Here is a 21,110-nt window from a genome sequence, read left to right as displayed (position 1 = left end):
ATGAGGGTCTTCGTGACAGGGGCAACAGGATTCATCGGGCGACATGTTGTCAGCTCACTTCTGGAGCGGGGCATTTCTGTGGTGGCTGCGGGACGAGACAGGGACAAGCTTGACACCGCAGAGTGGGATGGCGACGTGGAGCGAGTGCATTTTGACATGGATCGATTGCCGAATGACCTTTGGGAGCGGATTCATAAACCGACTCATTGCATCCACCTCGCTTGGCCCAACTTGTCTAGCTATATGGACGAATCGCATCTTGCCCAAAGTTTACCGCTGAGTCGTCGGCTGCTTTTTAGGCTGATAGACTATGGGTTGCGACGGCTCGTTGTGGCGGGCACCTGCTTAGAGTACGGGATGGTAGAGGGAGAATTGGCGGAAACCTTAGAGCCACAGCCGAAGAATCCGTATGCTGAGGCAAAAAACAGGTTGCGTATTGATCTGGAGGCGTATGTCAAAAAGCGTGACACAACCCTATGTTGGGCGCGTCTTTTCTATATGTACGGACCAGGGCAAAATCCCAAATCGCTATTCGCGCAATTGCAACAGGCCATTGAGAACGAGGATGAGAGTTTCGACATGTCCGGTGGGGAGCAGATTCGTGACTACTTGCCAGTGGAAATCGTGGCTGCATATTTGGTGGACTTGGTCTGCGATGAAAAATTTTCAGGCACTGTGAATGTGTGTTCCGGGCGCAAGGTGGAGTTGTGGAGGTTGGTCAGGGAGTACCTTGAAGAACGCGGCGTCGATATTAGGCTTAACCTTGGGGTGTATCCCTACCTGGATTGGGAGCCCTTTCGTTTTTGGGGAAATATTTCGCGTCTTGCCACTGTGGGGGGGGGACATGGTTAAGTGCCCGATTTGTGAGAGTGAGTCAGCGTCAACGATCTTCAGGCATCTTGGTGTGCCAGCTTTTCAGAACAAGGTTTTTGCCACTGAGGTTGAGGCTCGTGCCACTCCTTGCTTTCCCGTCACTTTGAAACAATGTAATGGGTGCGGTTTTGTCTGGAACTATGAGTTTAACGACGAGGCCATGGAATACGATGAGAGCTACCAGAACGAGCAGGCGCATTCTCCTGCCTTCCAGTTGCACCTCCAAAAAACCTTGCTTGTGGTCAAGGATATTATAGCACCCGGGTCGCGAGTGATTGAGGTTGGATGCGGGAAGGGTGTATTTTTGTCCATGCTCCGTGATGCTGGATTCGGTGTTACAGGGTACGACCCTGCTCATGAGGCTGGCGACCCCGATGTGATTCAGAGGTATTTTTTGGCTGGCCTAGATATTGTCCCAGGGCAGTTGATCGTCCTACGGCACACCTTGGAGCACATGCCTGACCCTGTGGCTTTTTTGAGGAGTATTCGGGATGCCAATGGAGGCGGCGGACAGATTTTGATCGAAGTGCCGTGCTTTGATTGGACCCTATCAAAGACAGCTTTTTGGGATATAAGCCATGAACATTGCAGCTACTTCACGGCTCGTGTTTTTGAGGATCTGTTCGGCAAAGTGAAAATCGAGCATTGTTTTGGCGAACAATACATCTGGGTTGTGGCTGATCTTGCCTCTTTGCATGACGATATTGTTCCGGGGGGAGGGGGACAGGCAGTGGGAAATGTGTTTCATCATGAGATAGGTAGGCTTCGGAGTTACGTGCGAGAACGGTCCGGCTGCTTGGTCTGGGGAGCTGGGGCAAAAGGCGTGGCTTTCGCAAATTTGATTGATCCGGAAAATGAAGCGATCAGAGGAATTATAGACATAAATCCAAAGAAGCAAGGGAAGTTTATCGCAAAAACTGGGCATGAAATCCATCCTCCGAGTGCTTTGCGCGGGTTGGGGGGGGGGGATATCATCATCATGAATGAGATTTACACAGAAGAGATTATGGCAATGAGTACAGGGTGCCCCAACTTGTTCCTGACTGTGGGGGGGATATGAGTAGTCCGATAGACGGTTTCAGGAAAGAGCGCATTCGACGGATTGCAGCTCAAGGAGGCGATGTCCAGCTGAAAGAGGCGGCAGAAGCTTTCATGGAGCGATCCATCGCATTGGGATACTCATACAATTTTGAATGGTTGGGGCGGCCTATCATACAGTACCCGCAGGACGTCATGGCCATGCAGGAACTAATTTGGAGCGTCAAGCCGGATATCATCATTGAGACGGGTGTTGCCCACGGAGGAACTGTCCTGTTCCATGCTTCCATGATGAAATTGCTTGGCGGGAAACGAAAGACCGTGTCCATCGATATCGACATACGCGAGCACAATCGTCGAGAGATCGAGGGTCATCCCGTGTTCCATGACGTTGTGCTCCTTGAGGGATCCTCCATCGCTCCTGATATCGCGGATAAAGTTTTCAGCATTGCCAAAGAGTATGAGAACCCTCTTGTTGTTTTAGATTCGAACCATACGCACGAGCATGTGTTGCGGGAAATGGAACTCTATTCTCCTTTGGTAAGGAAGGGGTCCTACATTGTTGTTTTTGACACTATTGTGGAATACCTTCCTTCAGAGGCTTCAGCAAACAGGCCTTGGGGACCCGGAGACAACCCCATGACGGCTGTGGGCGAGTTCCTAAACTCCACTGATCGCTTCGAGATTGATACAGAAATAGATGCAAAACTAGTGTTTTCGGTGGCACCTCGGGGTTATTTAAAATGCATTAAAAATTAAAGAGGATGGTTGGATGGAAGTTGTGATCCTTTGCGGTGGTCTCGGTACCCGTCTGAGAGAGGAAACGGAGTTCAGGCCAAAACCAATGGTCAACATCGGTCAGAGGCCTATCCTTTGGCATATCATGAAGATTTATGCCTTATACGGCCACACTGAGTATGTTTTGCCGTTGGGTTACAAAGGCGATATGATCCGCGATTATTTCATGAATTACGAGTGGATGAATAACGATGTGACTCTCGAGCTCGGCAAGCCGGAGAAGCTGTGCCTGCATAATTGCCACAGCGAGGCCGGGTGGCGGATCACGCTTGCCGACACAGGATTGAATACGCTCAAAGGCGGTCGCCTCAAAAGGGTGGAGAAATATATAAAGGGAGACCATTTTATGGTCACCTATGGAGACGGTGTAGCCGACGTCAATTTGGATGCACTTGTCAATTTTCATAAATCTCACGGAAAGATTGCTACTCTGACAGGAGTCAATCCCGCAAAAAGGTTCGGCGAGCTTGATGTGGAGGGAGAAGCTGTTCGTTCGTTCAGAGAAAAACCGGAAAACGCAGGAGAGAACCTCATTAACGGTGGCTTCTTTATCTTTAATCGCAAAATTTTCGATTACCTGAAGCCAGATGCCGACTGCGATCTGGAATACGGACCCTTGGAAGATTTGGCTCGGGCTGGCCAGTTGATGGTTCGCCGTCACGATGGTTTTTGGGCTTGCATGGACACGTTGCGGGATACCGAATACCTGAACCGGCTTTGGGATCAGGGTGAAGCCGCGTGGAAGATATGGTAGCGGGGTGAATCTGTATGTTTTCTGACGCGTTCGAAGGCAGGCGGGTATTCATGACCGGACACACAGGCTTCAAGGGGAGTTGGCTGTCCTTGTGGCTGTCCATGCTCGGTGCGAAGGTCTTCGGTTTTTCGCTTGAGCCGCCTTCGGTTCCCGATATGTTCGGGCTTATCGGCCTTGATGGAAGCGTGATCGGCGAACGCGGCGATATTCGTGACGGCGAAGCTTTGTGCCGCGCCATGCAGGGTTTCGCCCCCGACCTTGTGGTGCACATGGCTGCCCAGCCGTTTGTGCGCCGTTCGTATTGCGAGCCGGTGAAAACCATGACGACCAATGTTATCGGGACGGTCAATGTGCTTGAATCCATTCGACAGACCCCGTCTGTGCGGGCTGTCATCAACGTCACCAGTGACAAATGCTACACAAACATGAATTCCGGCAAGCCGTTTCGCGAAACCGATCCCATGGGAGGGGACGATCCGTATTCTGCAAGCAAAGGATGCGCAGAGTTGGTTGCCCATTCGTGGCGGAAGTCGTTTTTCGGTGACGGACCGCTCATGGCTTCGGTTCGGGCCGGTAACGTCATAGGCGGCGGCGATTTCGGAGAAGATAGATTGGTGCCCGACATGGTTCGGGCTTTCTTCGCCGGAAAGGCAGTGCATATTCGTTCCCCTAAAGCCGTGCGGCCGTGGCAGTTCGTTTTGGAGCCTCTTTCGGGGTATCTCTCACTTGCTGCGGCTCTGTTGGAGGGCAAAGCCGAGTTCTCGGGAGGATGGAATTTTGGTCCGGGCGAAGGTGATGCCTTTGACGTCGGTCAAGTTGTTCTCGGGGTGGTCAAACGCTGGGGAGACGACGCTGCATATGTGATCGATCAAGAAGACCATCCATGTGAAGCGGTTTTGCTGCGGCTTGATTGCCACAAGGCGAGGCGTGAGCTCGGTTGGGTGTCGAAAACCGGTATAGAGGTCGCCCTTGATTGGACTGTGGAGTGGTACAAGGCTTGCCAAAACGACCCCAAGAGTCTGCGAGCGTTGACTGAGCGGCAGATACGCCGCTTCGAGGAGATGTGATGCGTTTCGATCCCTTGCCACTTGCTGGGGCATATAGGCTCGAAGGTGCCAATTTTGCTGACGATCGTGGGTGGTTCGCCAGAATCTATTGCGCAGAGGAGCTTGAATCCGTCGGTTTAGGGAAAACCATATCCCAGGCGAATATTTCGATGACCCGACGCAAAGGAGCGGTTCGTGGGATGCACTACCAGCATCCTCCCCATGCAGAAGCAAAGATAATTCGATGTCTCCGAGGCTCCGTGTTTGATGTCATGGTGGATTTGCGTGAGGAGTCAGAGACTTATCTGTGCTGGTGCGGTGAGGTGCTTACGGCCGACTCCGGCAAGGCGTTGCTTGTCCCCGAAGGTTTTGCCCATGGCTTTCAAACTCTCGAAGACGACACACAGCTTTTGTATATGCACACAGAGCCTTACGCGCCGGAATGCGAAGGGGGAATACGCTTTGACGACCCAGCTGTCGGCATCCAGTGGCCATTTCCACCGTCCTATGTTTCCGAAAGAGATTTGAAACACCCTCTCATTGCGCAAGGGTATGTTGGAATAAAATTATGAATTGCCGGCACTGCAACAAACCGCTGACACACGTCTTTATCGATCTGGGCCACCAGCCTCTCTCTAATTCGTTTTTGGACAAGGACCAATTGTCTGCGCCTGAAGAGGTTTATCCGTTAAAAGTTCTTACGTGTTCCGAGTGCTTCCTCGTGCAGGTGGATGAACACAAGAATGCGTCAGAAATCTTCAACCATGGATATGTCTACTACTCCTCCTATTCTTCGTCCTGGCTGGATCATGCGCGTCGTTATACCGAAATGGTAGTGGATAGGTTCGGTCTAGGTGGATCGTCCGTGGTGGTCGAGATTGCATCGAATGATGGGTATCTGCTTCAGTACATGAAGGAGCGTGACATCCCGTGCTATGGCATAGAGCCCTCTTCGGCAACGGCGATGGCCGCTTGGGAAAAGGGGATCGAATCAGTAACCGAGTTTTTTAGCGAGGAACTGGCGGCAAGATTGGCGCGGGAACGCGGTAGAGCGGCCCTGATTGTCGGCAACAATGTGCTAGCCCACGTGCCGAATATTAACGATTTCGTGCGGGGCATCTCCCTTCTTCTTGACGACAACGGCGTTGCTACGCTGGAATTTCCACATCTTATGCGCCTTGTTGATGATTGTCAGTTTGACACGATCTACCATGAACATTTTTCATATCTGTCACTGAGAACGGTGCAGCGAATTTTTTCCGAACAGGGATTGTGCGTTTTCGACGTGGAAGAACTTCCGACTCATGGGGGATCTCTACGTGTTTTCGTCCGCCATGATGCAAACGATTCAAAGGGCATTTCTCCGCGTATCGGCGCATTGCTGGTCAAGGAAAAATGCGCTGGTATGACGACGCTTCATTACTACACAGCCATCCAAGCCAAGGCCGATATAATCAGGGACAACCTTCTCAGTTTTCTTGAGGCCAAGCGGGTGAATGGCAAGCGGGTTGCTGCCTATGGGGCAGCAGCAAAGGGCAATACGCTCCTCAATTATTGTGGCGTGGGAGTCGAGTTGATCGAGTATTGCGTAGACGCTTCCCCACACAAGCAGGGTCTTTTCATGCCAGGTAGTCGCATCCCCGTGTTGGCACCGACAGAGCTTTATAGGCAAAAGCCTGATTATGTATTGATCCTTCCGTGGAACATTAAGGATGAGGTCGTATCCCAGCACAGTTACATCAGGGAGTGGGGAGGAAGGTTCGTGACCGCCATTCCCCGGCTTTTGGTGGATGGCGAACACCAGGTAGGAAGGTCTCGGCATCCATGAAGCGAATGAATTTCTGGCGGACATGCCATTTCATATTCAGCGAGTACAGATATCATTCAACGGCAATGATATTGTTGCTTTTGCTTGCCGGGCTCGTTGAGTCTGTCGGTGCAATCAGCGTCGTGCCGCTAATTGCAATCATGATAAGCGACCAGGATACACCCGACCCTCTGTTGTCCAAGATAGAGGATCTTTTCATGGGGGTGGGTGTCAATCCTACGTTGCCAAACGTGCTGATCGTGATCACTATGGCGATGCTGGCCAAAGCGGTGCTGACCCTGCTCGCCCAAAGACAGGTGGGCTACGTCGAGGCAGAGGTCTCGACCCGTTTGCGGGTCAGGCTCCTTGACTGTTTGCTCCGCGCGGACTGGAGCTTCTTCGTGGAACAGCCTTCAGGCAGGTTGACCTATGCCTTGTCGACTGAGTGCACCCACGCCGGGAATGCATTGCGAATATTGGCTTTGGCAACATCATATCTGGTGCAGGCCGCAGTCTATTTGCTCGTCGGGCTGTTTATTTCCTGGCAGTTGCTTGTCGCTGGTTTGCTATTCGGCGGGTTGCTGATGTTCGCATTCCGCGCAATGGTTCAAATGGTAAGGTTGGCGGGAGTAAGGCAGGCTGCGGCGCTCAACGCGATGAATACCCTCCTGACAGATTCTCTTGCAGGGGCAAAGCCACTCAAGGTGATGAACGTCGAACAACACTTCGTCAAGCACATCAAGGGACAGGCCAATTTGTGCGAGGAGGCTGCGAGAAAGCGGGCTGTGGGTATGGGGCTTATGCATTCTGTTCAGGAGCCAGTGATCACGGTCATCATGGCCGTTGGTTTGTATGGAGCCTATGCGGTCATGAAAATGGACGCGGCACTTATACTGCCAATGGCTTTCTTCTTCCATAGAATTCTGTCTCGGCTGTCCAGCTTCCAGCATTCGTTGCAGAATTATGGAACACTTGAAGGCAGCCTGATGTCGCTTATCGGCAAAATTGAAGATATTTCCATGCATAGAGAAAACCGGTCGGGCAATGGGCGGGTCGTTCTTGAGCGTGCCGTCGAAATGCGTGACGTCTCTCTGTGCTATGGGGAAAAGCAGGTGCTCGATTCCTTCAGCATGATGGTAAGAGTGGGAGAGATCACCGCATTGAGTGGCCCCTCTGGTGCGGGCAAAACGACTGTGGGCGACATGATTACTGGCCTGTTATCCCCTAGCAAGGGAGCCGTGCTCGTCGACGGCGTGGATTTGGCGGGCGCGGACATTGGAGCATGGCGGGAGCAGATCGGTTACGTGCCGCAAGAGGTCTTTTTGTTTAACGACTCGATTCGCTTGAATATCTCCTTGGGACGCGAGTGTTCCGACGAGGACATCTGGACTGCCCTTGAAGCGGCCGGAGCCCGCGGCTTCGTAGAACTCCTGTCTGGCGGGCTCGATTCTCTTGTCGGCGAACATGGGCGCTCCCTGTCTGGCGGACAAAAGCAGCGGCTGATGATAGCCCGCGCCATGGTAGCCAGACCCAGGTTGCTCATCTTGGATGAAGCGACAACCGGGCTGGATGTGAAAACGGAAAAAGAAATATGGGCCAGCGTTTCAGCCATGAAAAATAATATGGCGGTCTTGGCGGTTTCCCACCAAGAGGCGGTGATTGACGTGGCTGACGTGGTTGTTCGAATGGGTGGGCGGGAAGGGTGATGCAATGAGTATATTGTGCTGCATCCATGAAACGCAGCAGATTGCCATGGCGAGGGCTTTGAAGCGGGCTTTCGGGGTCCCGGTAGTCTGCTTGGTCTCCTGGCAGTACATTGAAGACAATTTGGGCATCTCCGAGGATCATAAGCGGGAGATAGGGCCGTTTTATTCGACGCCTCAACATTATTTTGAGAACAAGTTTCGCGTTGATGCCCTGTCCATGGAGGATCTGGACCGGGAGCAAGAGGCGGTAGAGAATCGGCTCGGAATCAGGGACAATGCAATGCTGGTTTCATATGACCGAGACTTCTCCCATATCCATGATTACCGAAAGGCACGCACCTTCCAGCTCCTGCATCTGTGGCTGGTGGAAACCATTCTTGAGGAAAACGATATTAGCTTCATTCTTGCGGGGCGGGAGACCTACCAGTGGCAGGTCTTGGCCGATGCGGCACTGTATAGGCAGATTCCATCCTTGAGCCTGACCACGGCCCGGCATGTCGGCAACCGGATTTACGGCCGAGATTCCCGTGCAAGACAACTCGGGATGCCGGAAACCTTTGCAGAGCTGATGCAAGGGGAATCCAAGATGTCTCAGGATGATGTTGAGGAGGCTGATAGGATGTATGACGCCTTTATCGATAGTCCAAACAGACCTAATTATGCAGTCAAGAACACTCGATCTCTTAAGCGCAGCATCATGGATTTACTCTTCTACGGCTACAAATCGCTTTACCGTTCGTACGTTTTGTGGGAGAATAACGAGTACGACAGAGAGTCAGGCAGGCTGGACTCTGTGGTTGAGTCCGTCATGGCATGGCCAGCTAAAGCCGTCCGGATGTCTATGGTCAGATATAGTGATTATCTCCTCCGCTCCCCTGATCTGTCGCAGAGATATGTTTATCTGCCGCTCCACCGCCAGCCCGAAGTGACGGACATGTACTACGGCAGGGATTATTCGCACCACGAAGGATTCATTGCTGATCTTTCCAAGCGATTGCCGTCGTCCATTCGCTTGTTTGTGAAGGACCACACTTCAATGGTAGGAAGGCGGCCATTGGGTTTTTACAAGAACTTGAAGAAGTTGTACAATGTGGACGTCGTTAGTCCCTACGTCAGTACATTTGATCTCATTGCCAGCGCAGAGGCAACGATCACCGTCACCGGGACGGCTGGATGGGAGGCCTACCTGATGAACAAGCCAAGCATTGCCCTTGGGAATTGTTTCTATAATTTTCTGCCTGGCGTGCTCAAGGCAGATTTGCGTGACGATGATTTCATCGTTAAACTTAATGGTTACATCATGGGGTTCGCTCCCGATGCCAACGAGCGGCGGGCTGCATTCAGGGCTCATTATGCTTGTTCGTATGATATTGGAGTCAACTACAGGGACATGAATGCGCGCGTTTCACAGGCTGAAAGATATGCGGAGATAGTCAAGGAGATCGCGGACCGATGGGGTTGCTGGCTGGTGGAAAATGAGCCTCAAAGCAGGGCCGGGCGAGGTGGCGGATGACCGCTTTGGGCAACAGGGCAACCAGCGAGAGGTGGCCGGACTTCATCATTGCAGGAGCGGCCAAGTCCGGCTCGACGTCGTTATTCCATTATCTCAAGGCACATCCAGGTGTCTTCATGCCGGATGAGAAGGAGCCGAGCTTTTTTTCAACGAGCGAACTGTGTGGCTATCACGACCAAGAGCAATATCTAAACATGTTTCGTGATGCGCAACCTGGTGAGGTGGCAGGAGAAGCCTCGGTGGTATACCTCATGGACCCGGACAGTGCTCGGCGGATTCATGACATGTTGGGTGATTCCGTCAAGTTGATCATGGTGCTGCGCAACCCTGTCGATGTCATGTACTCCCATTGGGGGCATCGTTACCGGGACGGAATCGAGCACCGAGAGGCGGAAGTCGCTCTGCTCGAATCATTCAAAGAAATGGAATGGAATCCGCAACGTTGGCATTTCCAGCATGCGTTGAGGGCTCAATATTATGAGCAGTTGAAGCGGTATTACGATTTGTTCGACCCAGAACGTATGAAGGTTTACATTTTCGAGGAATTTTTTAGCGACGGGCTGCCTTTGTTTTCTGACTTGTGTCTGTTTCTTGGCATTGATGATTCATACAAACCTGAAGGAGTTGCATATAATAGAAGCTATTTGGTGCGAAGTCTTTTTTTGCAGAGGTTTGTAAATGTTTATTATAGGAAGTATTTCCTGAATTGGGCAAAATTCATATTTACGGAATCGGTGCGCAACAAATGCAAGAACGCACTAGAGACATGGAACAGTAGTGGCAGAGACAAGAGGCCCATTCCCGCGATAGCGGGCGACCTCAGGTCGCGACTCGAAGATCGTCTGTCACCAGGCGTCCGAAAACTGGAAAACCTGCTTGGCAGAGAATTGTCCGGCGTGTGGTTTTAGGGGTAAGATATGTCCTTAGGGAATAAGGCGTTACTGGTTGCTAACGATCTTAGAATCGTGTGGTCAATTTTGAAAAACGACGGCACGCTAGAGGCCGGTCAAAAATGCAAGGTGACCATTGAGGTGTCTTCCGTCTGCAACCTGAAATGTCCATTATGCCCAACCGGCACCGGAAAAACCAAACGGCAGAATCGATTTATGCCGGGCAGGATATTCGATCGGATCGTCGAAGTGACGAGGCCTGTGGCAGATGGATATATACTGAGCATGTGGGGCGAGCCTGCATTGCATCCTGAGTTGGACAAGCTGATAGAGAAAATTCACCCTCACCCTGTTTGGATTGCCGCCAACCTGAACTACAAGCAATCTATTGCCGAAACCATGGCCCGTTGGGACAATCTGCATGTGATTTGCGCTGTGGACACGCTGGTCCCTTCAGAATACGCAGAGTACAGGGTTGGCGGCGACTATGAAGTGGTGTTGCGCAATCTTGATGTTCTCGCGGCAGGGAAATGCCACACATATCCACAGTTTCTCGTGGAAGCTGGGAAGGTTCCGGATATGTATGACACCTTTGCCAGTGAGCACAACATCCCCACAGAAAACGTGATTATCAAAATCAAGCGCGAGAACTTCACCCTCAACCCCTCTGGTATATCCGTTGCGGGAGTGTGTCATGCTCCCTACTCCGGGATTTATTTTAACAGCGACGGAGAGATGGTGCCGTGTTGTAATGACGTCGGAAATGATTTGGTTATGGCTCATATCGACCATATCGATCTGAATGCCATGGTGGGGAGGAGTGATTTGGCTCGGGTGCGAAGGCTTCTTGCTAAGGACAAAAACAATTTTCCCAGCTGCGGACTGTGTAACGGTGAGACCTTTTGGAATACCCGGCTGCCTGTGTATAAGGACTACATAGCAAAGATTCTTTTTCATTCCGGCAAAAAAGGACCGCAAAAGATGCCCTTCAGGGAACCGGCCGGACAGAAGACGGCGGGCGAATAATTGGCATGAAGCGAGCCGTTTTGGTCATCTCCTCTCTCGGCATGGGTGGCGCGGAATCAGTTCTGGCGTGGCTGGCAGCCGGATTGGACTCCCGTGGGGTGGCCGTTTCGGTCCTCACTTTTGATCACGGTGACGAAATGCCGTACTACCCGCTACCGGCGGGAGTGGTTGTTCGCCATTTGAAGCTGAGCGGTCCATCCTTGTCAGTTGTTGGAGGGCTGTTGACCAATGTCAGGCGCCGTAGGGTGTTGCGTTCTGCAATACTGACTGAGGCTCCGGACGTGGTGGTGAGTTTTATGGAACAGACCAATGTGCTGACTTTGTTGGCCGTTGGCGGTCGGTACCCGGTGATAGTCTCAGAGCGGGTTCATCCAATGCATCCTGTGGGCAGGCCATGGGCGTGGCTGCGCCGCATAACCTATGGCCGTGCCGCCGCGCTGGTGGTGCAGACCGCGAGCATTGGCCGCGAGTACGGCTGGCTTGAAACGGCCCGGGTGAAGGTTATCCCCAACGCGGCGATACCCTCGGGCGGCAAAGAGCCCACGGTGCGGTTTTCCGGTCCCGCCATTGTGGGCATGGGGCGTCTGCATGAACAGAAGGGGTTCGACATCCTGCTACGGGCCTTTGCCAAAACAGCCAGGGAGTTCCCCGAATGGAAGTTGGTGATCTTTGGCGATGGGCCAAGAAGGGAAGAGTTGCGGGAGCTTGCGACGAGTCTGGGTCTGGCGCACCGGGTGGTGTTTGCCGGGGTAACGCCCACCCCACATGTCGACTTGGCTCAAGGGGACATTTTTGCCTTTCCCTCGCGGTTCGAGGGATTTCCCAATGCCCTTTGCGAGGCTATGGCCAGCGGCATGGCCTGTGTCGCCACCGACTGCCCGGGCGGTCCGGCTGATCTGATAGACGATGGGCGCAACGGCCTTCTGGTCCCGCCGGGAGATGTTAAGGCATTGACCGAGACCTTGGGGCGGCTCATGGCGGACCAGCCCTTGCGAATCCGTCTTGGGCTGCAGGCTGGCGAGGTGGTTGAGCGGTTTTCCGTGGAGCGGGTAATGGATCAGTGGGAAGCATGCCTAATTGAAGCCGTGGCGACCAATCCCGGGAAGAGATTGAAACAATGTGCGGAATAGTTGGCATATGCTCCCGGAAACAATCGCCGGATGAATCGACCCTGCGCGTCATGACTGACGCCCTGGCCCATCGAGGGCCTGACCAAAATCATAATATTCTAGAATACCTGAGTTTTATGGTGTTGGGCTTTGGAGGCAGATATGAGAAACGTGCTTTAAGAAGTGGTTGGTGTCTCAATTCCTTGAAAAGTGAGTGCATATGAACAGAGAGATACGAGAGGTTCCTCTGGAGGAGCGGTTCGATTTCGGCTCTAACTGGTCGAAATTTTTGTCGAAAATATCCGAAGAGCAGATTGTTGAAGCAACAGGATCGCTTCTCGCGAGGTTCCCCGAGGGACTTTCTGGCAGTAATTTTTTGGATATTGGGTGCGGCAGCGGGCTTTTTTCCTTGGCGGCAAAAAAACTAGGGGCCTCGGTTGTTTCTTTTGACTTTGATCCCAAATCGGTCGGATGCGCCCGTCAATTAAAACAGCGTTTTTATCCCGAAGATGACTCTTGGCAAATCTGTCAGGCATCAGTGTTGGACGCTACAGCCATGGACGGTTTGGGGAAATTTGATGTCGTTTATTGCTGGGGAGTTCTCCACCATACTGGTGACATGTGGAGCGCAATGGAAAATGCAGTGGCAAGGGTGGCTAGCGGCGGGAAACTGTTTCTCGCAATTTATAACGATCAGGGCGGTTATTCAGAGTTGTGGAGAGTTGTAAAAAAAAACATATGTGAAATCGCCTAAGTGGATTCAGTTTGTCCTCAGCGCGTTGACTGTGGCATTTTATGAAGGACGTTCCTTGGTCATCCAAGTTTTGCGTCTGCGGAATCCGATCAAATACCTGATTAATCGGAGGCAACAACGAGGCATGTCCATATGGACTGATGCCAAGGACTGGGTAGGTGGCTATCCATTCGAGGTCGCGAAACCTGAACAGGTTTTTGAATTTTGTAAATCCCGTGGGTTCGTTTTGCATTGGTTGAAGACCAGTGGCGGTGGCATTGCATGCAATGAGTTTTTTTTTACGAAGGGAAATAGCTAGGCAATGTGCGGGATAATCGGTCTATATTCTTCGGTGCAATCGCCGGATGAATCGACCCTGCGCGTCATGACTGACGCCCTGGCCCATCGGGGACCTGACGACTCCGGGGTGTGGGTGGACCCGGAGGCGGGGATCGGTCTCGGTCACCGGCGGCTGTCCATTCTCGATCTTTCGCCCCTGGGCCACCAGCCCATGCATTCCGCCTGCGGTCGGTACGTTATCGCCTACAACGGCGAGGTTTACAACCACATGGCGTTGCGCCGGGAACTCCCGGAGTACCCCTTTCGGTCAACCTCTGACACGGAAACCATTCTCGCGGCAGTGTCCGCCTGGGGGCTGGAGTCGGCCCTGAAGCGCTTCGTGGGCATGTTCGCCATGGCTTTGTGGGACAGGAGGGATCGAAAGCTGTTTCTTGTCCGTGACCGCATGGGCATCAAGCCCTTGTATTACGGCAGGCTGGACAAGGGCTGGGTTTTCGGCTCTGAACTCAAGGCGCTCAGGGCTTGTCCCGGATTCTCATCCACTATTGATCGGGGGGCCTTGTCCCTCTATTTTCGACACAATTTCGTACCCGCACCGTTTTCCATTTACGAAGATGCCTGGAAGCTTGAACCGGGGCAGCTGGTGATCATCGGCGACACCGGGTTGAAACTGGTCCGCTGGTGGGACACGGGCAGTCTGTGGCGAAAGGGGAGCGCCGAGCCGCTTGAAATGGGCGACCATGAGGCCACGGAACGGCTGGAAGAGCTTCTGTCCGACGCGGTCTCCCTGCGTATGCTTTCCGACGTGCCCCTCGGCGCATTCTTGTCGGGCGGCATTGATTCGTCCACTGTGGTGGCCTTGATGCAAAGGGCATCCGACCGGCCGGTGCGTACCTATTCCATCGGCTTTCATGAAAAGGGCTACAACGAGGCCGGGCATGCCAAGGCCGTGGCGCGTCATCTGGGCACGGACCACACCGAGCTTTATGTGACCCCCCGGGACATGCTGGACGTGATTCCTGCCATGCCACGGTTCTGGGATGAGCCTTTTGCCGATTCCTCGCAGATTCCCACCTACATCCTGAGCAGGATGACCAGGGAACATGTGACGGTCTCCCTGTCCGGCGATGGTGGGGACGAGCTTTTTTCCGGCTATGACCGCTACTTCTGGACAACCGGGGTCTGGAACGCCGTGCATCGGATTCCGGCTCCGGTCCGCAAGGTCTTGGTGGCGGCAGGCAGGGCGGTCCCGAATCGATTGTTTGATCTGCTCGGCTCCAAGGGGCAAAAGGTGCGCTGGCGTTTGGACGCCGTGGGAATGGAGGACTTTCCGTCCCTGTACCGATATTTCACGTCCATGTTCAAGCGTAACGAGATCGTGCTGGGCTTGGAGCGGGAGCCGGATCACTTCCTGGCAGAGCTGCCGCCCACCGGCGACCACTGGAGCTGGATGAGTCTTTATGATCTGCTGTGCTACCTGCCGGACGACATTCTGACCAAGGTGGATCGCGCCAGCATGGCTGTGTCTCTGGAGGCGCGAGTGCCGCTACTGGATCACCGCGTGGTGGAGTTCGCCGCCCGGCTACCCCATGCTCTCAAGGTCCGTGGAGGCAAGGGAAAGTGGCTGCTCAGGCAGGTGCTTTACCGTCATGTTCCTCGGGAGCTGGTGGAGCGCCCCAAGATGGGTTTTGGGGTTCCCATTGAGCAGTGGCTGCATGGCGAGTTGCGCCAATGGTGTGATGATCTGCTGGACCCGGCCGTCATTCGTCGACAGGGCTACCTTGATGCAGGGCTGGTGGAAAGGATGTGGCGGGAATATCTGGCTGGTGAGCAGAACTGGAAATCGTCCCTCTGGGAAGTTCTCATGTTCCAGGCCTGGCTTGCGGAGTGGAAGCCATGAGGCGGTCGCGATGGCGTCACCTCCTGCGCGAGAGCGGGTTGTGCATCGACCGTGTCCGGCTGCTGGACTGGATCAGTACCCGGGACTGGGCCAGAGTCCTGTTCTTCCGCTTCCTGCGCCTGCGGTTTTCCCCAGCCATCCTGGAGAACGCCCTGTCCCTGTCCGTGGGGTCGGAGGAGGGTGGCCGACTCTACTCCTTAGGCATGTCTCACATCAACGTGGGGGACACCTACAAGACCACTGCGCCCGATCGGACCACGCTGGCCGACGTCGAGCTGGAACGACTGGCTGGGGAGCATGAGGCGCCTTCGGTCCTGGAGATCGGCGTGTCCGACGGCATCTCGGCCCTGGGCTTGCTGCGCAGGGAAGGGGTGTTCGACAGGGTGGTGCTCACGGACCGGTTTCCCCGGTTCTTTGAAAAAAAGATTCCCCTGGGCCGGGTCTTTCTCTCTGCCGACGGCGCATTGCTTGGCGTCAAGATCCTTTGCTTCTACCTCTGTCTCGGGGACGGCAAGCCGCGGAGCCGCGCAGGATACACCCCCATTGAGACCGTGAATCCGTTGCTGCGTCGGGAGTTCGGCATCCGCGCCATCCAGGGGTTCGACATGTTCCACGACCGGCCCGATGCACCGGTGGCGTTGATCAAGTGCGCGAATATCCTGAATGTTGAGTATTTCGGCGAGTGGAACATCCGGCGGGCAGTGGCCAACCTGGGGCGCGGATTGATCGAGGGCGGCCATATGGTCATCTCCCAGAACAACCCGAAATACCGGGACGGCGAAGGCCTCTTCGTCCTCCGGCGACAGGGGACGAGGCTGGTTCTTGTCCACGAGCGCAACGGCCATGACGCGGCGCATCTCTTCGACCAAGGCCTGTGCCTGGATTCGGGAAGTACGGAAAGGTTGCGGATTCTCTTCCTCGCCCCCTCCCTTGACGCGGGCGGGGCCGAGCGGCAGTTGGTGGTCCTGGCCAACGCGCTGGCCGTGCGTGGGCATCGGGTGGCGGTGGCCCTGCAGTATTCGGGCGGAGTCTTGGAGCGCGACCTTGCGGGCGTGGAATGCGTCCAGCTTGGCAAGGCAGGCCGTTGGGACTTTGGTGGGTTCCTCGTCCGGCTGGTGCGCGCGGTGCGCGGTTTTGGCCCGGACGTGGTCTATTCGTTTCTGGGCACCCCGAACATTCTCTCGGCTCTTCTTGGGCCGCTGTTGCGTCCGGCCAGGGTGGTCTGGGCGGTGCGGGCGTCGAATATGGACATGGCCCCCTACGGCCGGGTGGCCCGCTTCGCCCATTGGCTGGAGGCGCGCCTTTCTCCCTTGCCGGATGCGGTCATCATCAACTCCCACGCCGGGCTGGAACACGCCTTGGGGCGCGGGTTTCCGGCGGGCACCATGACCGTGGTTCCCAACGGCATCGACACCAAGCGGTTTCACCCGGACAGGGACGCCCGGCTGGCCGTGCGGCAGGAGTGGGGTGTTGGCCCGGAGCATTTGCTGGTCGGGGTGATGGCCCGGCTCGATCCCATGAAGGACATCCCCACCTTTCTCAAGGCCGCATCCCTGGCCGCCCAGAAGGATGAGGCCCTGCGCTTTGTCTGCGTCGGCGCAGGCCCGTTGGAGGGAGAACTGCGCATCCTTGCGGCCTCGCTGGGGCTTGACGGCCGACTCGTCTGGGCCGGATTCAGGGCCGACGCGGAGAGGGTCTGCAATGCCTTTGACATCTGTTGCCTGTCGTCTTCTGGCGAGGGTTTTCCCAACGCACTGGGTGAAGCCATGGCCTGCGGGGTTCCCTGCGTGACAACGGATGTGGGCGACGCCGCCCTGATCGTGGGCGACACCGGAGTGGTCGTGCCGCCCGGGGAACCCGAAGCGCTGGCCGAGGGGATTTTGATCATGGCGGGCAGGATTCGGCGGGGCGAAGTGGCAGATGCCCGGGAGCGGGTTGAACAGCATTTTTCGGTCGATGCCATGGTCGATGCCACGGAGAAGGTCTTGGAGAGGGTGGTATGTCGCGCCTGAGACATTTTTTGCCCTGGGTGGGGGGATGGGTCGCATCGTTTGCCTTCATCCTTCTTGTCTGCGCTGTCTTTCATAACAGTGCGACTCCGGTGGAGTGGAACGATGCCATTCAAATGTACACTCGACTCTCCGGCCATTCGATACGCTGGCGCTCAGAGGGCTGGGGCGATACCCGTGTCGGCAAATACGGGCTGACCGCCGGAGAAGACGTACTGGCCGAATCCCCCACGCCGAAGTTCATTCTGTGGGGCGACTCCATGGTCGAGGCGCTACAGGTTCCGGACAGGGAGAAGACGACATTCGTCTTCAACCGCATTTCCGGCGGCAACCCCATGTATGGCATCAGTTGGGGGCGAGGCGGCAGGAGCGTGGCCGACTACTATTTTGCCATGCCGCACTATCAGCACGTGGTTGCCAATGTGCGAGCCAATGTCGTGTTGCTCAGCGGGCTTGATGATGTCACGCCGATGAAGGACTCCGGGAAGCACGCCAGATTCCTTTGTGATCCGCTGAGATTCGACCAGGCAACCGAGGTTGGGCCGACTTGGGCGGGCAGAGTGATCGGTCCTTGGATTCGGGCCTTGCATCTGGAGCCAGTGTACTCTCTTTATGACGGATTGCGCAGACATAAATTCCGTTTTGCGCCCTCAACAGCGACACAGGCCTTGGCACAGCCCGGTACGGTGTCGACCGATTGTGATCTGGAGCAGGCTTGGCGCTATCTGGTTTCCCAAATGCAGCAGCAGTCACGAGTAGGTCTTGCGTTTGTGTATTGCCCGCCGGACTCGCCTGTTATCAGGGACGGCAGGGTCGTTCTTGAGACCGGGCCGGTCCCGGATGTGGAGCGGTTCCGGGCCATTTGCGAAGAATCAGGTGCCGGGTTCATCGACATGACACCGCAGTTCAATGCGTTTTACGAGCAGACCGGCAGGTTTCCGCGTGGCTTTTTCAACTCCCCGCCCGGGAGCGGCCATCTGAACGCCGACGGGCAAAGGATGATCGCCGAGGCCCTGCTTGAATACTTCCGGGGGCAGGCGCGGTGATTTTCTCTCAGATCGAATTCTTCATTTTTTTTGCCGTAGTCCTTGCGGGCCTCTGGGGCGCGAGGACAAACAGGGCCGGGAAGCTCTGGCTTCTGGCGGCCAGCTATTATTTCTACGCCTACTGGGATTGGCGGTTTCTCTCTTTGATACTGCTCTCCACTGTGGTGGATTATTGTGTCGGTCTTGGGCTCAAGGATGAACAACGCGCCCGGCGGCGCAGGGCGTTGCTCATCGTCAGTCTGTGCGTCAATCTCGGGTTGCTCGGATTTTTCAAATATTTCAATTTCTTCATAGACTCGGCCAAGCCAATCGTCGAGGCAGTGGGGCTGCATGCCGGAAGCCTAGACATACTCCTTCCGGTGGGAATTTCATTCTACACGTTCCAGACCCTGAGTTACACCATCGACGTGTATCGCAGGAAGATGGACGCGCATGAGGACTTCTTCGATTTTGCCCTGTTCGTGGCATTCTTCCCCCAATTGGTGGCTGGTCCCATCGTCAGGGCCGCGCATTTCCTGCCACAACTGGCCCATCGCCAGCCGCTGACTGCCGCGAACTTCTACCAGGGTTTCCAGCTCTTCACCTACGGCCTGTTCAAGAAGGTATTTGTGGCAGATCGCTTGGCCATGTTCTCCGACCATGTGTTTGCCAATGCCGGGGCGTACGACAGCACCACCACTTGGCTCGGCGCGCTGGCGTACAGCATGCAGATCTACTTCGATTTTTCTGGGTATTCGGATATGGCCATCGGCGTGGCCTGCATCATGGGTTACTCGCTGGGCGAGAACTTCAACTTCCCCTATCTGGCCAAAAGCCCTCGCGAATTCTGGCACCGGTGGCACATATCCCTGTCCACCTGGGTCAGGGACTACATCTACATTCCCCTCGGGGGCAGCCGGGGCGGGGGGTGGCGGACCTTTGTGAACGGGATGACCGCGATGATACTCTGCGGGTTGTGGCACGGAGCTGCCTGGACATTCGTGGCCTGGGGGGCGCTGCATGGGCTGGCGCTTGCCCTCAATCGCGTGGGCGCGGCCTTCGTCGGAGATCGCCGAGTGCCAGGGGCCGGGCTTCTGGGTTGGGCGGCGACGATGTTCTTCGTTGTTCAGGGCTGGGTGTTGTTCCGGTCGGAGAGCTTTGAACACGCGGCACTGATGTTCCGCCAGATGTTCGCTCCGGTGCAGGGTGTGGCCTGGTATCACCCCATGGTTCCGTTCATGCTTGCGGGAATGGCCGTTGTGCACGCCATGAAGGCCGCTGGGGGGTGGGAGAGGGTTCTCCTCCCTGAGCGGGCGCGGTGGTTTTCACCGACAATCCTGTTCAGCCTGCTGTGGCTTTCAGTTGTCTTCCGCCCCACCGGCTTCAACCCGTTCATTTATTTTCAGTTTTGACATCCCCTACGCGTCGCTCAACAGCTTCTTCGCGATCTCCAGATCATAGAGGGCCAGGGGATTTCTTCCGGTGCCTCGGGCCTTGAACATCTCGGCGGCCTGGAGGATGGCGCCGTAGGGGACCCATTGGTGTTTTTCCCAGATGATGGGCTCGGTGGGGTTGTAGAGCCGGAACTCGATCACCCCGTTGTTGTCGCGCACGTACATGCGCACCTCGGGGTTCTGGAGAGACGGCGTGTAGTAGTGCCCGCGTTCGTCTTTCATCACTTCTCTCCCGTGCCGAAGTCGAAGCGGATGGAGCCGCCCACTTCGTAGACGTTGACGTTCATGGTGCGCAGCAGTGTCCGAAGCGGCCTGCCGAAAAGAAATTCCGTGATGTCGCGGGACATGGCGCTGCGTTCGGCCACCAGTCGGCGCATTTCCTGGTCAAAGACCACCATCTCCTTGAGGGCGGCACCGGCCTCGGCGTCGCCCCGGCGGGCCGCCTTGACGGCCTCTTCCAGGGCCTGGGGGGCGCACTTGGCGTCGTGCTCGGCCACGAGTTCGAGCAGGGGATGACCGGCCGGGAGCAGATCGGCCCGGGCCAGCCGCTCCTTGTCGTACATGGCGGTGATGGCTGCGGTGTCGCGGCAGAAAAGCAGCTCGCACTCGATGGGCCTTGAGTCGTACATGCCGCAGGCGCGGCCCTCGGGGCTGTAATAGATACAGGTCCAGGTGGCATCGCGACCCTTGAGTTTGAGGATCTCGCTGTCCAGGGGCTTGAGGCTTTGGGAGGGCTGGTCGTAGGCGCGCTCGCCCGCCCGCAGGGTAACGATGTCTGCCAGGGGGATGGTGCCGTCCTGGATCAGGGGCAGGTCCTGCCTGTGCAGGGCGGGGCCGCCGCTGCGACAGCAGTCGCCGCAGCGCTTGCAGGTATCGTGTGAATTCATGGCGTCTGGTCCGTGAGTTTTGGGCCGCTGGCGTGTCGGCGTTGTCTTGTCCGGGGTCGATTACAACTCCAGAGCGATTTGCGCAAGAGGAGAGCCATGAGGCATCATTCGCAAAAGTCAGGACTGAACTTTGTGTTGCTCCTGCCTTGCTTTTGGGGTATCGCTCAAGAAGGTTGGCAACCCGATTGCCACCTCCGGGAAGGGGTTCTGTTCCGGGGCGGGCGCCAAGCCCGCCGAATGAG

General features: G+C 55.5%; 19 protein-coding genes. 17 read left to right on the top strand and 2 right to left on the bottom strand.

Annotation, left to right across the window (positions count from 1 at the left end; genetic code table 11):
- The 17 genes from QQS14_RS04200 to QQS14_RS04120 all read left to right on the top strand — a co-directional run bounded on the left by QQS14_RS04200 (position 1) and on the right by QQS14_RS04120 (position 19,939).
- Complete coding sequence (locus QQS14_RS04200; RefSeq protein WP_285905653.1) at positions 1 to 852, top strand: NAD-dependent epimerase/dehydratase family protein; 852 nt, start codon at positions 1 to 3, stop codon at positions 850 to 852.
- A gap of 181 nt (positions 853 to 1,033) precedes the next feature.
- Positions 1,034 to 1,933, top strand: a complete 900-nt coding sequence (locus QQS14_RS04195; protein WP_285905652.1) for a class I SAM-dependent methyltransferase — start codon at positions 1,034 to 1,036, stop codon at positions 1,931 to 1,933.
- A complete protein-coding gene (locus QQS14_RS04190; RefSeq protein WP_285905651.1) occupies positions 1,930 to 2,670 on the top strand; it encodes a cephalosporin hydroxylase family protein in 741 nt (246 codons plus the stop codon). The genes QQS14_RS04195 and QQS14_RS04190 overlap by 4 nt, the downstream gene beginning before the upstream one ends.
- 13 nt (positions 2,671 to 2,683) lie before the next feature.
- A complete protein-coding gene (gene rfbF, locus QQS14_RS04185; RefSeq protein WP_285905650.1) occupies positions 2,684 to 3,463 on the top strand; it encodes a glucose-1-phosphate cytidylyltransferase in 780 nt (259 codons plus the stop codon).
- Positions 3,464 to 3,477: 14 nt separating this feature from the next.
- Positions 3,478 to 4,530 (top strand): CDP-glucose 4,6-dehydratase, encoded by a 1,053-nt coding sequence (gene rfbG, locus QQS14_RS04180; protein WP_285905649.1) that lies wholly within the window; start codon positions 3,478 to 3,480, stop codon positions 4,528 to 4,530.
- On the top strand, positions 4,530 to 5,081 hold the full coding sequence (locus tag QQS14_RS04175; protein WP_285905648.1) for a dTDP-4-dehydrorhamnose 3,5-epimerase family protein: 552 nt from the start codon (positions 4,530 to 4,532) through the stop codon (positions 5,079 to 5,081). Before rfbG ends, QQS14_RS04175 begins: the two co-directional genes overlap by 1 nt.
- Positions 5,078 to 6,337 carry a class I SAM-dependent methyltransferase gene (locus QQS14_RS04170; RefSeq protein ID WP_285905647.1) on the top strand — a complete coding sequence of 420 codons (1,260 nt, stop codon included), beginning with the start codon at positions 5,078 to 5,080 and terminating at the stop codon, positions 6,335 to 6,337. Before QQS14_RS04175 ends, QQS14_RS04170 begins: the two co-directional genes overlap by 4 nt.
- Positions 6,334 to 8,022 carry an ABC transporter ATP-binding protein gene (locus QQS14_RS04165; protein WP_285905646.1) on the top strand — a complete coding sequence of 563 codons (1,689 nt, stop codon included), beginning with the start codon at positions 6,334 to 6,336 and terminating at the stop codon, positions 8,020 to 8,022. The genes QQS14_RS04170 and QQS14_RS04165 overlap by 4 nt, the downstream gene beginning before the upstream one ends.
- Before the next feature lie 4 nt (positions 8,023 to 8,026).
- The gene (locus QQS14_RS04160) at positions 8,027 to 9,535 is read left to right on the top strand and encodes a capsular polysaccharide export protein, LipB/KpsS family (RefSeq protein ID WP_285905645.1); all 1,509 of its coding nucleotides are present in this window, start codon (positions 8,027 to 8,029) and stop codon (positions 9,533 to 9,535) included.
- Positions 9,532 to 10,443 carry a sulfotransferase domain-containing protein gene (locus QQS14_RS04155; protein ID WP_285905644.1) on the top strand — a complete coding sequence of 304 codons (912 nt, stop codon included), beginning with the start codon at positions 9,532 to 9,534 and terminating at the stop codon, positions 10,441 to 10,443. Before QQS14_RS04160 ends, QQS14_RS04155 begins: the two co-directional genes overlap by 4 nt.
- Positions 10,444 to 10,452: 9 nt before the next feature.
- Complete coding sequence (locus QQS14_RS04150; RefSeq protein ID WP_285905643.1) at positions 10,453 to 11,451, top strand: radical SAM protein; 999 nt, start codon at positions 10,453 to 10,455, stop codon at positions 11,449 to 11,451.
- A gap of 5 nt (positions 11,452 to 11,456) precedes the next feature.
- Complete coding sequence (locus tag QQS14_RS04145; RefSeq protein WP_285905642.1) at positions 11,457 to 12,581, top strand: glycosyltransferase family 4 protein; 1,125 nt, start codon at positions 11,457 to 11,459, stop codon at positions 12,579 to 12,581.
- Between the two features lie 199 nt (positions 12,582 to 12,780).
- Entirely contained in the window at positions 12,781 to 13,314 is a 534-nt protein-coding gene (locus QQS14_RS04140; RefSeq protein ID WP_285905641.1) for a class I SAM-dependent methyltransferase, read from the top strand.
- Between the two features lie 301 nt (positions 13,315 to 13,615).
- Positions 13,616 to 15,493 (top strand): asparagine synthase (glutamine-hydrolyzing), encoded by a 1,878-nt coding sequence (gene asnB / locus QQS14_RS04135; protein ID WP_285905640.1) that lies wholly within the window; start codon positions 13,616 to 13,618, stop codon positions 15,491 to 15,493.
- Positions 15,490 to 17,505 (top strand): glycosyltransferase, encoded by a 2,016-nt coding sequence (locus QQS14_RS04130; protein ID WP_285905639.1) that lies wholly within the window; start codon positions 15,490 to 15,492, stop codon positions 17,503 to 17,505. The genes asnB and QQS14_RS04130 overlap by 4 nt, the downstream gene beginning before the upstream one ends.
- Positions 17,493 to 18,548, top strand: a complete 1,056-nt coding sequence (locus QQS14_RS04125; protein ID WP_285905638.1) for an SGNH/GDSL hydrolase family protein — start codon at positions 17,493 to 17,495, stop codon at positions 18,546 to 18,548. The genes QQS14_RS04130 and QQS14_RS04125 overlap by 13 nt, the downstream gene beginning before the upstream one ends.
- On the top strand, positions 18,545 to 19,939 hold the full coding sequence (locus QQS14_RS04120) for an MBOAT family O-acyltransferase (protein ID WP_285905637.1): 1,395 nt from the start codon (positions 18,545 to 18,547) through the stop codon (positions 19,937 to 19,939). Before QQS14_RS04125 ends, QQS14_RS04120 begins: the two co-directional genes overlap by 4 nt.
- Before the next feature lie 6 nt (positions 19,940 to 19,945).
- Here the strand turns inward: QQS14_RS04120 and QQS14_RS04115 are convergent, their stop codons facing one another.
- Together QQS14_RS04115 and QQS14_RS04110 are read right to left on the bottom strand one after the other, a co-directional pair.
- Positions 19,946 to 20,203: a hypothetical protein gene (locus QQS14_RS04115; RefSeq protein WP_285905636.1), complete on the bottom strand. Its 258-nt coding sequence runs from the start codon at positions 20,201 to 20,203 to the stop codon at positions 19,946 to 19,948.
- Entirely contained in the window at positions 20,203 to 20,868 is a 666-nt protein-coding gene (locus QQS14_RS04110) for a YkgJ family cysteine cluster protein (protein ID WP_285905635.1), read from the bottom strand. Before QQS14_RS04110 ends, QQS14_RS04115 begins: the two co-directional genes overlap by 1 nt.
- Between the last annotated feature and the right edge of the window lie 242 nt (positions 20,869 to 21,110).

Origin of the sequence: Pseudodesulfovibrio pelocollis, from assembly GCF_030282845.1 — a bacterium.
GTDB classification, from domain to species: domain Bacteria; phylum Desulfobacterota; class Desulfovibrionia; order Desulfovibrionales; family Desulfovibrionaceae; genus Pseudodesulfovibrio; species Pseudodesulfovibrio pelocollis.
Note: the sequence above shows the minus strand (reverse complement) of the source record. Positions and strands in the feature narration are given on the sequence as shown.

Excerpts from the sequence above, each read along its gene's own strand:
- QQS14_RS04175 (WP_285905648.1), top strand. The coding sequence starts at position 4,530 with ATGCGTTTCGATCCCTTGCCACTTGCTGGGGCATATAGGCTCGAAGGT.
- rfbG (WP_285905649.1), top strand. The coding sequence starts at position 3,478 with ATGTTTTCTGACGCGTTCGAAGGCAGGCGGGTATTCATGACCGGACAC.
- QQS14_RS04130 (WP_285905639.1), top strand. The coding sequence starts at position 15,490 with ATGAGGCGGTCGCGATGGCGTCACCTCCTGCGCGAGAGCGGGTTGTGC.
- QQS14_RS04170 (WP_285905647.1), top strand. The coding sequence starts at position 5,078 with ATGAATTGCCGGCACTGCAACAAACCGCTGACACACGTCTTTATCGAT.
- QQS14_RS04200 (WP_285905653.1), top strand. The coding sequence starts at position 1 with ATGAGGGTCTTCGTGACAGGGGCAACAGGATTCATCGGGCGACATGTT.
- QQS14_RS04115 (WP_285905636.1), bottom strand. The coding sequence starts at position 20,203 with ATGAAAGACGAACGCGGGCACTACTACACGCCGTCTCTCCAGAACCCC.
- QQS14_RS04160 (WP_285905645.1), top strand. The coding sequence starts at position 8,027 with ATGAGTATATTGTGCTGCATCCATGAAACGCAGCAGATTGCCATGGCG.
- QQS14_RS04195 (WP_285905652.1), top strand. The coding sequence starts at position 1,034 with ATGGAATACGATGAGAGCTACCAGAACGAGCAGGCGCATTCTCCTGCC.
- QQS14_RS04190 (WP_285905651.1), top strand. The coding sequence starts at position 1,930 with ATGAGTAGTCCGATAGACGGTTTCAGGAAAGAGCGCATTCGACGGATT.
- asnB (WP_285905640.1), top strand. The coding sequence starts at position 13,616 with ATGTGCGGGATAATCGGTCTATATTCTTCGGTGCAATCGCCGGATGAA.
- QQS14_RS04110 (WP_285905635.1), bottom strand. The coding sequence starts at position 20,868 with ATGAATTCACACGATACCTGCAAGCGCTGCGGCGACTGCTGTCGCAGC.
- QQS14_RS04140 (WP_285905641.1), top strand. The coding sequence starts at position 12,781 with ATGAACAGAGAGATACGAGAGGTTCCTCTGGAGGAGCGGTTCGATTTC.
- QQS14_RS04125 (WP_285905638.1), top strand. The coding sequence starts at position 17,493 with ATGTCGCGCCTGAGACATTTTTTGCCCTGGGTGGGGGGATGGGTCGCA.
- rfbF (WP_285905650.1), top strand. The coding sequence starts at position 2,684 with ATGGAAGTTGTGATCCTTTGCGGTGGTCTCGGTACCCGTCTGAGAGAG.
- QQS14_RS04145 (WP_285905642.1), top strand. The coding sequence starts at position 11,457 with ATGAAGCGAGCCGTTTTGGTCATCTCCTCTCTCGGCATGGGTGGCGCG.
- QQS14_RS04155 (WP_285905644.1), top strand. The coding sequence starts at position 9,532 with ATGACCGCTTTGGGCAACAGGGCAACCAGCGAGAGGTGGCCGGACTTC.
- QQS14_RS04150 (WP_285905643.1), top strand. The coding sequence starts at position 10,453 with ATGTCCTTAGGGAATAAGGCGTTACTGGTTGCTAACGATCTTAGAATC.
- QQS14_RS04165 (WP_285905646.1), top strand. The coding sequence starts at position 6,334 with ATGAAGCGAATGAATTTCTGGCGGACATGCCATTTCATATTCAGCGAG.